Genomic DNA, 12,847 nt, shown 5'->3' with positions numbered 1-12,847 from the left:
GTATGGCTCATCCCCGCTCGCGCGGGGAACACTCCTAGCGTTCAAATCCACGACCCCACTAGGGGGGCTCATCCCCGCTCGCGCGGGGAACACTTGCATGTACCGTATCCACCCGATCATGTCGTCGGCTCATCCCCGCTCGCGCGGGGAACACCGATTATGTGCCCGAGGAATTATGACACAATTGGGCTCATCCCCGCTCGCGCGGGGAACACCTGATTTCGTGGGCTAGTCGTGTGGCGGGGTCGGGCTCATCCCCGCTCGCGCGGGGAACACCCGTTATTCGTGCGCTCACGCTTAGGCCGAACCGGCTCATCCCCGCTCGCGCGGGGAACACTAAAAGAGCGGTTCCCGGATGATTACCAGAAAAGGCTCATCCCCGCTCGCGCGGGGAACACAAATATTTCGTCAGCAATAGCGTCAATGTCGAAGGCTCATCCCCGCTCGCGCGGGGAACACTGGGCTGGTAACACCCAGGCCGGGGAAGCACCGGGCTCATCCCCGCTCGCGCGGGGAACACGTGGAGAAAACAGCCGATATGAAGCCGTGAACGGGCTCATCCCCGCTCGCGCGGGGAACACTGTCTTGTGTGGTCTTGTGTTGTCTTGTGTGGGGGCTCATCCCCGCTCGCGCGGGGAACACTCGCAGAACTAGAAGAATATTCAGACCCCAACCGGCTCATCCCCGCTCGCGCGGGGAACACGGTCTTGTGTTTTGGTGTGTTGTGTTGTTCGTGGGCTCATCCCCGCTCGCGCGGGGAACACTGGTGGTGGTCTCGATCATGTCTAGTGCGTTAGGGCTCATCCCCGCTCGCGCGGGGAACACCACAGCTAGGGGCATGCCACAAATAGAGAGGAAGGCTCATCCCCGCTCGCGCGGGGAACACTGGTGCATACCCGGTGGTTGTTGCCTGTTCCCGGGCTCATCCCCGCTCGCGCGGGGAACACTGAGGCGCTCGCTCTGAGGCGAACAGACTTTCAGGCTCATCCCCGCTCGCGCGGGGAACACGCTGGTGGTGACCCTGCTAAGGCTGAGAATGCGGGCTCATCCCCGCTCGCGCGGGGAACACGGCTTCGCTCTCCACAAGGGGAACTCATTCGCGGGCTCATCCCCGCTCGCGCGGGGAACACTGGGTGACAGTGAAGGTCGCGTACCCATCGCCGGGCTCATCCCCGCTCGCGCGGGGAACACCAGCAACAGGTTGACCGGTTGAAGCGGAAACACGGCTCATCCCCGCTCGCGCGGGGAACACCGTTGGGGATTAGTAAAGCCGATTATGCTAAAGGGCTCATCCCCGCTCGCGCGGGGAACACTTTGGCCCGGCTCATACGTACAGTTACGGTGCGGGCTCATCCCCGCTCGCGCGGGGAACACCAAATCTGCGAAGACCATAGCCAACGTGCACGGGGGCTCATCCCCGCTCGCGCGGGGAACACGCGAAGTGGTGCATGTACTTTTGGTAGGGGGTGGGCTCATCCCCGCTCGCGCGGGGAACACCGCAGGACGGAAGAACAGGTGAATCATTGGGCGGGCTCATCCCCGCTCGCGCGGGGAACACCACTGTTTTGATGATTCGTTTCATCATGCGGTGGGCTCATCCCCGCTCGCGCGGGGAACACCACTGTTTTGATGATTCGTTTCATCATGCGGTGGGCTCATCCCCGCCCGCGCGGGGAACACGAACTAGAACCAAAAGCAGACTTCTACGCACAGGGCTCATCCCCGCTCGCGCGGGGAACACTGTTCGACTGTTGTTCTTCCCAGCCGGTGGGTGGGCTCATCCCCGCTCGCGCGGGGAACACTACGATCCGGCGATGGTTGATGGTCATCTCGCGGGCTCATCCCCGCTCGCGCGGGGAACACGGGGGTTATTGGTTTAAACAGGTCACCGGTGTGGGCTCATCCCCGCTCGCGCGGGGAACACGAAACATTGTATGGTGGGTCGATGTCGATATGGGGCTCATCCCCGCTCGCGCGGGGAACACGTAATCTTCGTCCAGTAAGTTTTCTCCGCCCGGGGCTCATCCCCGCTCGCGCGGGGAACACGTGGGGTTAGATGATGGTGAATCGTCGTGACGGGGCTCATCCCCGCTCGCGCGGGGAACACTGGGCACAAAGTCGAGCCCATCCTCGCCGAACGGGCTCATCCCCGCTCGCGCGGGGAACACCATGGGTTCTCCTTCCAAGGTGTGTTGTGTGGGGGCTCATCCCCGCTCGCGCGGGGAACACCAGTGAGCGTGCTCGAAGCATACCCCCACGGTGTGGCTCATCCCCGCTCGCGCGGGGAACACACTTCCTGACTAGGAAGAACTCCGTCTTCATAGCACAGATGCATTCACTTTACTCAAATTCTTTACGCCATGCAGGCCGTTTTGCTTTCTCACTCATTCTCGCAATACTCCATGATCTCTTCTCCGATCCTGTAATCTCATAAGTCTTGGGACGCTTCACGAGTTTCACCCCGTCGAAGTCCTTGACCTGCCAAGGATGACCGTGCAGCTTGAAGGCTAACTTTTGTTCTCCATCCGAGCTATGAACGAGTATCGCCTTACCTGTCCCAACGTGTTCAGTCACCCGCTCCCAGAGTTTTTCTCGCACCCTACGAGATGGGTTGCCCACATACACGCCCGGGCTAATCTCCAAAAGCCACTTGGTGATATCTCCACGTAATGACGTCGGCGCGGCCGTCAGAACAAGCACCATCATCCGGGGCTCCCATAATTAAGACCACCTGCGACCTTACGGTCAGAAATACCAGCCCAGAGCGACAAATTATCGTCCTGCATCCACTGCATATCACCTACTTCCTCTTCGAGAAGATAGGCAATATCCCGGGCGCAGCGTTCAAGCAGACGGTGAGAAACCACTGCGTTACGAATTTCTCGTCTCACGTCACCCGTGAGGTCGGCTCCTTGTCTTGAGGCAACTTCGAAGGCAATCGGAACAACGATGTCAGTTTTGTACAGATCAGCAATGTCGTACACGAACGAACGGTCATTTCCATTGTGCACAAACCCTAGACCAGGCGAGCACCCAAGCGCCACGATGACAGAATGTACTATTCCGTACATGCAGCTATTGCCAGCTGTCAGCGCTTTATTCAAATCATCCGAAGCATCAAAATCTTCCGGATCAAAAGACCGCCTTTCCCAGGACATATCGAATCGACTCGCATGCCATCGATAAGCAGAGCGTACACGAGCTCCTTCCCGCCCTCTGAGCTGTTGCATCGTTAATGAAGACACGTTTTCGCCCGGAAACCGCATGTCATACATTTTTCGGGCAACTGCAAGACGAGTTCGGCTATTTGAGACTAGTTTTGCCTGTTTCTCAAGAAGTCTGGTGGAACGGGCTAACGAACGGCCATTCGCATAGTAACGGACGCCGTTCTCCCCAACCCAGACGACGCTAACACCGCTATCTCCGAGTAGCGCCATGGCCGCATAGGACACCCGAGTTCCGGGGCCCAGCATCAAGACGCCTAAAGATGCAGCAGGAAGATGCACCACTCCTGCATTGTCCGTCGCCGTAATAGCATTTGCATCGCGGTGCACGACACAACGCTCAAGATAAATGAATGACAAGCGGTCCGACACGCGTGCAACATCGGACGCTTCTAACTTTTTCTTACTAACTGAGGCCATTCGGCTCAATTCGTCGCAGAGTCAACAGACCTCCCCCATAGGCACGGCCACGACCGATACCTTGGACAAGAACTTCGCGCAATTCACCCGCGTCTTCTACGGTCAACGATCCATCGAACTGAACGAGACGCAGAGTAATACGTTGGCGAGCGCGATTCGTCCCGGATACTCGAGACTTTGCAAAACGGTGGTCCAGCCGTTCCGTAACCGCAAGGTCCGGTATCTCACCTGCGCTGTCTTGGACATTCAGTGAGAAACCATGCTTGTGTGCGCGCTCCAGTAGCCAACGTTTCTGATGCTCAACGCCAACGTGTGGCACGATCTTGCCACGCGTGCCTTCACCTCGGCTCAGCGCTTTAACTGGGTTTGCGACCAACCGAAAAGCCCATTTTTGTCCGTTATCCAACTTGCTTAGAAAAGTTGAATAGTCTGCTGTATCCCATTCCTGACCATCCCATCCTGCTTGCTCCACGATGTGTCTCATATCTGGCTTAATGGGACTAACCACGTAAAGCGTTTGTCGGTATCTGTCTTTGTCAAGACGCCATAGCACCCTTCCTGTGGACTTATCGATGCCGTCAGGCGGAAAACAACCTTCTACAGCAGCGTGCATTGCTTGACGGTTGGTGAGAAAGAGCCTTCCCCCTCGAGTCCGCGGGTTAATGTAGATTCTGCTCAAAAACGTCATGCGTCGATCACCGCTTCCCAAAAGGGATCCTTTAGAACTGTCCCAAATTCATTTTCGACATTAACGGGTTCCGGCGAAGTCACGGTCCTCCAACGATAGTCTCGGAAAGTCTGGTCGAAACTGACCGGAATATCTCGCACTCGTTCTTCAACGATCTCGCTCTGCAACGCATCACGGTAGAGAGGAAGTTCCACGGTTTTCGGCCGGGTTTTCTTATGACGCTGTGAGGCCATCCAAGGCTGAGACCGGAGAACTTCTTCGACGTCGCCATCCCGTATACCAATAACCAAGTCAGGAGAAACTGGACAATTCCGCCTTCCCAGATACAGCGGGAAAACCGGAGCACGAACAGCATCTTCTAGACTTCTGAGAACCTGTTCCTCCCCACCAATAGAAACTACGAACAAGGCGTCAGCAAGGTAATAACGCTGGGACAGTCTCGCATTACTTTGCTTATTCCAATCGATTGCGGTTTGGTAGTCCCGAAGTAGCGAACCAGGCTGGTCCACCCGTACTCCGAAATCCAGAGCCACTAAATCCTCTAACGAATCTGACCTTCGCCGTCCTTGCGCGGCAGCAAGTAGCCCCAGCGTTCCTGATTTAGTGGGCACGTGGTGAGTCTGTCTGATTCCATATCTACTGTCTGCGCCCCATGATTGGAGAGGGCCTTTGAACTGTAATAACAAACACTTACTCATAGATAAGCATCCAATTCGAAACGCACGTTGCCGACCAATTCTGAAAGAGTCGACAATTCACCGAGTTGAGTAGCGGTCTCCGCGATCGAGCGAGCGGCGAGCACCCAAGATTTAATTGGGGACATCCCATACATTTCTTCCAGACCACGTTCTTCGTCGACCAGCCGGCGAACAGTCTCGTGTCGACGTCCTCCGTCTGCGTCCCCCAGCACGGGTTCTTCAAATGCGTTCACGTAAGACACCGGGCGGTCATTTCGAAGTGACACCACCACCAGCTCGGGAAGAGTCTGATTTGCGAAGGTGTTGATTTTCCCGGAAGGCAGCGATTGAATAAACGCCTGGATAAATGCTTCAACAGCCGCTTTCGTGACCTCTGCGTCACCAAGGTTTGCAAGCAAACTATCCACGGAAACGGTGGCATATCGATAGAGAGTTGAGGACATCATTTGCACGGTGCCGATCATGCCAGCCCCGGTCTCCTCCGCATCTTCGACCTCATCATCCACCGCAGTAAAGTAATCAAACTCCGGTTCCGAGGGTCCAACGCCTATGGCATGTGCCACCTGGACTGCTGCGTCTACGTTATACGCTGGCTCATCTGCAATCATGCGACCAAACATAGCGATATCAACAGAGTGGTCCTGATCAAGTAGCGGGTCCACCACTTTCTTGGTCCATTTTTGATCGGGGTCTTCCAAAATTGCGCGAGCAACGTTCGTGATCTGCTGGTCGCTCAAGAAGATCAAGTATCGACTTTGCGGAAGCTCTGTTAAATCTTCTTTATCTGTTTCTGATTTTTTATCTTTCTTTTCTACAGTAATTTTTCCAGCTTTGAGAATCGCCTCTGCAATTTCTCCGATGCGTTCGGCAGACCAGTCAGATTCATCCAAGCCACGTTCTACGACAAGCTCCTGTGTTCGAACGACAATCTTGCTGATCACTCTCTTGGTACGAACTCCGAGTTGGTCCTGAGGCAGCCGTTCCTTGAAATCTTTTCGAATTGCCCGCTTCCAAGCTTGCGAAGACACTCGATGCCGGGGAACACCTCCGAAGGTGGCTGTCTTTGGAGCGCCTGTCTCGTCCCTGTTGATATTGCTCGGTGGCACAGTCTGAATTGTATGAAGATCAATGTAAAGTGTCATTTCAAACCTTTCATAAGATAGGAGTAGTTAGTGTTATTCAGTTGGCGTGATCTTGTTTTTGAGGTCGCAGTGCACGCGCGTAGGAGCGCCCCCACTGAACAAGAACTGCTTGACGTCGTTTTGGGAGACGTAAGCGGATAAGATCTTCCGCCAGGCGACCATAGTCCTGCGGAATATGATGCGCGTTCAACAAGCTCACGAGCGCGCGCAGGTGGTATTGCAAACTCTTGGGATCACGAGCCACCATCAACGCATCGAGGCGCCCCTTGATCGAACCGCTCTCGGCCCGTTGAGCTAGGGTTCCTACCGCTCTACCTAAATCGATACCTGGCTCGTGCATGAGTTTGCGCTCAGATTGCTGATGCAGGGCAAACATGGAAATCGATACTGCCGCAGCCCACTCGCTGGTCGATAATTCGGGCCCCTTACCGACTGCTGACTCTGGAAGATTCATGAGAACCTCGTCCGCTATAGTTGCCCAGCTCATCGGATTCTCACCCGGTTGCTCTCCAGCAGCACGGCGTAGTCGGGCAAGGGTTGCGCGGCTATGAGATAAAGACCGCGGATTATTTCCGAGCAGTCCGGAGCCCAGCCGATAAGCTGCGAAGCTGACGGCTTTGTAAACCGTGGGCGTCGTTTCCGTTTCCTCGGAAGTACTCCGAGATTCTGTTACTTCTGTCATTATTTAGCACCTACCTTCTGCACCTCATTTTCGGCAGTTTTATTTTGTGTTTGTGTCAATGTGTTGATACGTCGTGAGAATTGATCCCAGGCTGTTACGGCGCTCTTCAACAATCCGTTCTCGTCATGCCATCCGAGGAGAGCTTTCTCACCAGCGCCACGAACGAGCACTTGTGCCTCTGGATAAACCAGTTTCCTAACGAGATCGAGCCACTGTTGTCGGTACTCTGCAGGGTCTACGTCGAGCGAAAAGTTCTCCACCCACTTCTTGAACGGCTCATTTAGCTCCGTCAAAAAGCGCTCTGTTGCTTCGGCGTTGAATGCGTACTCTCCGCCAGCGGCTTCAAGAAGGTTGCCAGCGAATTGACCTAACGAGGTTGCTACGTCCATCGTTCGTTGCGCAGCGGTTATAAGCATCTCTGATGAGGTTGCGTCCCTAGCGGCCAGAGTCGCCAACTTCATCGGAAGTTCTTCATGAATTGTCTGCTTATAACTCGAGCTTTGCGGACCGTATTCAACCCCGACCAATTCAATTCCAACAGACGCTTGTGCATCTTCTTGGAGCCCATTTTTGGGGTCGCGCAACCACCGAATGGTCTCCGGTTGCAAATCTGCAGTATTGTCTAAATCTTCTATCGCGCCCGTCCTCGTTAACAGTGCTTCGATGCCACGCCACAGAGTTCGTGACGCATTGTGGGTTTTTGGAAACCGTACAACCGACCTTTTCGTCGACTGTTGTTTGCTATACCGATATCCCGTCATAGGATCGTTAAACTGATTGCGCAGTTCGATCCGGTCACCGTTCGCGATCAAAATTCCAACAACATCTTCACCTTGATGAAATAGGCGCACGCGTCGAATCTGCCAGGTCAAGAGTTCGCACGGACCTCGAGGAATGTCTCTGCCATGTGTCTTCGCCGTATCAGGATCATCCCGTTCCCAAACCGGAACATCTTGGGCCATGCTGTCGCCGAACACCATCGTTGGAACAGTGTTGAGTAAGAAAGTCTTAGCTAGATTCGGTCCATGGATGACGACAGCCCCGGAAGCACCGCTCCATCCGGTCCCGATGGGGTACCCTTTGCCACCTTTAACGCGCGGGTCACCCACGGCACCACTTTTGATTCCTGAATAATTCCAAGCTTGCAAGAACAGCAACCAACGTGCAGCTTCGGAAGCATGGACAGAAGTTAGTTCTTCTCCAGCTCGCATGGTGAAATAGTCACTTTCAGCGTCCGGCACCAGTTTTCTGATCCCTGCTGAGTACTCATCTTTTGGCGTCCTGAGGTCATGGACCTGCATAAATGGTCTCTGAGCGTCAAAGAGGTCAAATCGGCCATGCCATTTATCCAGGTACTCATCAATGACCTGTCCGAACGTCTCCAAGGTTTCCAAGGTGTATGCCTCACGCCACCACCGGTTTTTATCTGTACCTCTAAGGCTTGTGAGCAAATCGTCATCTCTATTGGCCCGCCAGTAGATGACCAACAGAATTCGCAAGACTGCGAGGTCTTGAGCGGGGGAATCTCCTAGGACTCTCCTAATTTCTGTGACTCGCTGAAAAAGCTCTCGAATGGACAATTGCGCAGTCGTGCCGTCGAGTAATTCGACCTTGATCCAGGCGCGATCAACAAGGTTGAATGACACCGTTTGGTGCGGATCACCCATCATTTTCCTCTCTTCCGTTCCTACCCTGAGCTGTATCGTCTACTAGTCCCAGATCGATGTCGTATCGAAGTTGCCTGCCACATAATTCGGTGCGGTTTGTTTCATCCAGGTTTAATTGAAGTTGCCCTCTGAGCACGGGTGAATCTTGCCAGGCCTGGTCCGTTGCACCCTCTAATTCCGCGAGCGCTCTGTCGAACAAGTGCCAGTTGGAGAAGACATGTGGCAATCTGATGGAACTGGCAGCAATCGCTCTCGCACAGTTCTCATCGGGAGTCATCCCGTGAAACACTGGATCGAAGTCATCGCCGAAGACCTCCGTGATGAGTTCATAGCTTGCCGCGTTCACTTTTCTCGTCAGACACACTTCCAAGGACGGTTCCGTGTCACGAACTTGAGCTAAACCTGCTTCTTCGGAAACGGCATTCTTCTCGATGTCTGCAGTCTGTGTCGTCCATAAATCTCGAAAAGAAGTCGCAGACAACGGAGGCTTAAACATAAATGCCTTGGCCTTCTCCTGGGCAACTTCTTTAGCGGATAGGAGTTCTTCTCGTGCTTGTTCAAATTCCTCGGCCCAGCTTCCAGGGCCTAGGCACGACGATCCGTACGTCTGTGCCACAAGGTCAGGAATATCATCTGGTAAGGAAACCAACGGACGGTGGGTCCCACCCCTGTTTTTGAGTAGCGCCCAGGTGTTCATCAGGAGTGCTTTGTGATAGATGAGCTCCTGTGTGGTCTCGAAAACAGGTGGCTTGCTCTCATCGCCGTCGACCTCAAGTCCCCTAATTCCAATCTTGAGCTTTCTGGACCATTCCGGCCTGTCCCCTACCGGTCTCTCGTGTCGATGAACGCGACCAACTCGTTGAATAATCAGGTCCATAGGAGCTATATCGGTGACCAGAGCATCAAAATCCACGTCGAGGGATTGTTCAACGACTTGCGTTGCCACAACAATAAGACGATCAGGGCGTCCTTGCCTTCCAGTCTCCGAAGGTCCTAGAGCATCGACGAGGTTTTGTTCCTTCAACACTCGGTGGGCCGCTATAAATCGTGCGTGCAAGAGTTCGGCGTGGTCCCCAACTTTCGCACGCGCTAATCTGTATGCTTCTTGTGCACGCGTCACAGTGTTGCAAAGAACCAAGAGACAGCCTCCGTGCTCTGCCACCTGGTCCATGACCTCGCCAAGATCGTTCAATCTTTCACCAAGAGACTCAAATTCAAGGGCTCGTCCCGGACTGTTCTCTTGGTGAACCGGAAAAACCTCGATATCGTCTTTGTGTGCAACGGTTACTACCGGATAAGAGTCGCCCGACGACGTGACCGAAGCGGGATCGACAGGTTTTCCGGTCAACCCTTGCCGATAAGAAGCCATTAATTGAGCCTTCACTTCGTGGGGTAGCGTTGCCGAAAGCAATACCACTGGTGTCTGGTAGGCACCTAGCCACATCAAAACCCTGGATAAATAAGAGTTCATGTAGCTTGTATAGGAATGAACTTCGTCAATGATGACGACTTTGCTTGCAATTCCGAGATGTCTCAGCATTGCGTGTTTAGACTGTAGGCCCATCATCAACACCTGATCTACAGTGCCCACCACAAAATTAGACAAAATGCCCTTCTTGCGGCCATGAAGCCACTGATGCGCAATCACATTTTCAGGCGTTTCAGCCAGCGACGTGTGAGAATCTTTGTCGGTACTGTTGCTGTCAACACCGATCGCAGTCAGGTGTCGTTGCTTCTGTGCAAGCTCCTCTGCGTCAGGGTTTAAGTAGTTTTTTGAGTGACCAAGATATAGTGACGCGACACCGTCTGCACCAACGAAGGATTGGGCCCAACGTCTAACCCGACGGAACAACGCATCGGACGTTGCCATCGTCGGGGCAGCTACCATAACACCGCTACGACCGGTTTGAGCCGCCAAAGTTTCTGCTGCCGCGAGTGCAGCTTCAGTTTTACCGCTTCCTGTATCGGCCTCAAGCGTGATGAGCTTTGGACCTTGAATTTCGCGGGCAATCTTGACGACTGCGCGCTGAGCATTACGCGGCTTTCTCTCGGGTGGCCAAGCAAATCGTTGTTGATACCCAGCAACTACGTCGTCAGGAAAAGCCTTGGCCGGTACAGCTTCAGTCAAAGCTAATTTTGCAATGGCTTCATTTCTCCGATGCTCCGACGTTTGCTCATCCGGTGGACTCAAAGGAAAAAAGAACTGGTTCGAGGCGATCCAGTCGCTCATAATCACCAGAGCGGTCAACAGCATCTGCTGAGGCGCACCGAGACTATCGGGCTCATCTGGCAGTCCTGAAGACAGGTCGAACCCCGTTATATCAGCGATATTCTCTATCATTTCCTGCTGAACTCTGACCCATTGTGCGTCCCTAGCGGGAGCGAAGGCCTTAGCTCGAGACTCTTGTCGTGCCGAGACCGGTAATCCATGGTGAGCACCGACTATTTCTGCGACTGCCAGAACAGCTGAATCCAACAATGGGCCCTCGCCCATAGCCAACCCACCGTGGCTACTCAACTGCGACATTAGATCGTAAAATGATCCTACCGAGTGAGGATATTTGTCCTCCTTCGCTTCGGGATAATCGAGCATAAATCCCTGTTCAACGAGGCGATCGATATAACCCTGACCGTCCTGGCGCCCGAGTACCTGGGTTTGAAAGACGGGGTCCGCTTTGCCCACGTCGTGAACACCAGCGAGAAACGTCGTCAGTTGGCGAAGCCGAGACAGATTCAAGCCCGTTGATGTCGATAAGAAATCTTTAATCCCCGGCGCCAACCAGCTGTCCCACAAATATTCAGCCACAGCGGCCGAATCCATCATGTGTCGTGGCAAATTCATCCACGTGCCGGCGTCGGCGTCACCGGTCTTAGCCCAAAGAGCCCGGCTGTCAGCACTCCATTGCACTTGTGAGTCATTCAAAACTACTTATCCTGTCTGTCGCGTGAGTGAGACTACGTAATGGCTTCGCTCTTGAGCATATAGAGTCCTTCCGAGTTAATCAATAGCCCGCAACCAACAATTACCATGTTTTTTATATGAAGGAGAGGTGAGCGTCCGATTCCTGCTACCGCAGGAAGCAGTCGGTAGGAAACTACCGCAACCGCCAATAACCATTGGCTCATCCCCGACGCATCGAGGCAAAAGGACGTTCACACCCTCTGCTCCCTAGAATACCCCTCACACCGGGGCGAGGTGTGAAGATCAGTGTCTCTCAAGGCAACGGGCGACCGCCGGAGGACTCCAGCTCTAATAGATACCGTTTCCAGTCCTCTCCCCCGCGATAACCACCGAACCCTCCGGAAGCAGGCACCACACGGTGGCACGGCACCAGAATCGGCAACGGATTACTAGAACAACCCGCACCCACCGCACGAGCTGCACCCTCGGCATCTAGCTGATCGGCTACCTGCGCATAGGTCAGGGTCGTTCCGTAAGGAATATCGAGCAGGGCTCGCTGCACGCGGGCCAAAAAGTTCTCCGCTACCGGGAGCGCTATGGGGATGGTAAACGCTTCTCGCTCACCCTGGAAGTACTCCGCTAATTGCGTCTCGGCTCGGTTCAGCACGCGTGAGGATTTCCGTTCCGTCGCGCCCGGGAAGCGTTCCTGAAGAAACTGCAACACTGCTTCGGAGTCGTCGACGAATTCTACGGCCAGTACGGTCTGAGCGTTCGCCACCAGGAGTAAAGGAGTCACCGGCGTCTCGATGACGCGATAGTACTGTCGTTCAGTGGTCATGATGCGCTCATCCTTCCAACTCGGCGCGTGGTAATCATCACATTAGCCCACGCGTGGGACATCGCGTGAGTATCCGAGCACCCAGTGTCTTCGGCGGGGAAGAATTAAACGAAAAAGACCTCGGCCGGATCTCTTCTTTCCGGTCAGAGGCCTTTTCCCACGGTGCGCGAGGGGGACTTGATCTCTTGCCCCCGTCCGGACAGGCACCGACCTCAAAGGGTGGAAACCCACATGAAATCAACGGCTTTCGGGGAGGAACCTGCGTTCGCGCACCTCCCGATACATGCGAAGACGTACTCGGTGCCCCATGTTTTGCCCCATGAACCCTGCGTTCAGGGATAGGCCGGATGTCACAACACGAGAAGGGCATCCGCATGGTCTCCGTCCTCAAGCTAGCGATGCCCCCGCTTGATCCGTTGCCCTTCGACGATCAGCCAGATGCCGACGGCGAGGAGCAGGCCGAACAGCAGCGCGCCGAGCAGGGGGCTGAGCACGGCGCCGATGTCCCACCCGGCAACACCGGTGAGCGGCGCGCTCTCTGCGGCGATCGTCGCAGTGCCCTCCGCGCTCACTATCTGCTCTGAGG

General features: G+C 54.6%; 10 protein-coding genes and 1 CRISPR repeat array (1 of these 11 running past the window's edge). Of the genes, 1 reads left to right on the top strand and 9 read right to left on the bottom strand.

Going from position 1 to position 12,847, the window contains the following annotated elements; all coding sequences use genetic code 11:
* A CRISPR array of direct repeats spans positions 1-2,291; the repeat unit is 28 nt; unit sequence GGCTCATCCCCGCTCGCGCGGGGAACAC (it extends 1,278 nt beyond the left edge of the window).
* 49 nt (positions 2,292-2,340) lie between these two features.
* The 9 genes from cas2e to DCC25_RS09440 form a co-directional block, all read right to left on the bottom strand.
* On the bottom strand, positions 2,341-2,706 hold the full coding sequence (cas2e, locus tag DCC25_RS09480; protein WP_110101485.1) for a type I-E CRISPR-associated endoribonuclease Cas2e: 366 nt from the start codon (positions 2,704-2,706) through the stop codon (positions 2,341-2,343).
* Positions 2,703-3,644, bottom strand: a complete 942-nt coding sequence (gene cas1e, locus DCC25_RS09475; protein ID WP_110101484.1) for a type I-E CRISPR-associated endonuclease Cas1e — start codon at positions 3,642-3,644, stop codon at positions 2,703-2,705. Before cas1e ends, cas2e begins: the two co-directional genes overlap by 4 nt.
* Positions 3,631-4,332, bottom strand: coding sequence for a type I-E CRISPR-associated protein Cas6/Cse3/CasE (cas6e, locus tag DCC25_RS09470; RefSeq protein ID WP_110101483.1), 702 nt, complete (start codon positions 4,330-4,332; stop codon positions 3,631-3,633). Before cas6e ends, cas1e begins: the two co-directional genes overlap by 14 nt.
* Positions 4,329-5,030 (bottom strand): type I-E CRISPR-associated protein Cas5/CasD, encoded by a 702-nt coding sequence (cas5e, locus tag DCC25_RS09465; RefSeq protein WP_110101482.1) that lies wholly within the window; start codon positions 5,028-5,030, stop codon positions 4,329-4,331. Before cas5e ends, cas6e begins: the two co-directional genes overlap by 4 nt.
* A complete protein-coding gene (cas7e, locus tag DCC25_RS09460) occupies positions 5,027-6,172 on the bottom strand; it encodes a type I-E CRISPR-associated protein Cas7/Cse4/CasC (RefSeq protein WP_110101481.1) in 1,146 nt (381 codons plus the stop codon). Before cas7e ends, cas5e begins: the two co-directional genes overlap by 4 nt.
* Before the next feature lie 37 nt (positions 6,173-6,209).
* On the bottom strand, positions 6,210-6,854 hold the full coding sequence (gene casB / locus DCC25_RS09455; protein ID WP_110101480.1) for a type I-E CRISPR-associated protein Cse2/CasB: 645 nt from the start codon (positions 6,852-6,854) through the stop codon (positions 6,210-6,212).
* Positions 6,854-8,524, bottom strand: coding sequence for a type I-E CRISPR-associated protein Cse1/CasA (gene casA / locus DCC25_RS09450; protein ID WP_110101479.1), 1,671 nt, complete (start codon positions 8,522-8,524; stop codon positions 6,854-6,856). The genes casB and casA overlap by 1 nt, the downstream gene beginning before the upstream one ends.
* Entirely contained in the window at positions 8,514-11,444 is a 2,931-nt protein-coding gene (gene cas3, locus DCC25_RS09445) for a CRISPR-associated helicase Cas3' (RefSeq protein ID WP_146206451.1), read from the bottom strand. The genes casA and cas3 overlap by 11 nt, the downstream gene beginning before the upstream one ends.
* 292 nt (positions 11,445-11,736) lie before the next feature.
* Complete coding sequence (locus DCC25_RS09440; RefSeq protein ID WP_110101477.1) at positions 11,737-12,261, bottom strand: methylated-DNA--[protein]-cysteine S-methyltransferase; 525 nt, start codon at positions 12,259-12,261, stop codon at positions 11,737-11,739.
* Positions 12,262-12,608: 347 nt separating this feature from the next.
* Here DCC25_RS09440 and DCC25_RS09435 point away from each other — a divergent pair, with 347 nt between their 5' ends.
* Entirely contained in the window at positions 12,609-12,845 is a 237-nt protein-coding gene (locus tag DCC25_RS09435) for a hypothetical protein (protein ID WP_110101476.1), read from the top strand.
* Positions 12,846-12,847 lie beyond the last annotated feature (2 nt).

Source organism: Auritidibacter sp. NML120636, assembly GCF_003185945.1.
Lineage (GTDB): Bacteria > Actinomycetota > Actinomycetes > Actinomycetales > Micrococcaceae > Auritidibacter > Auritidibacter ignavus.
This window is presented reverse-complemented; position numbering and strand designations above follow the sequence as displayed.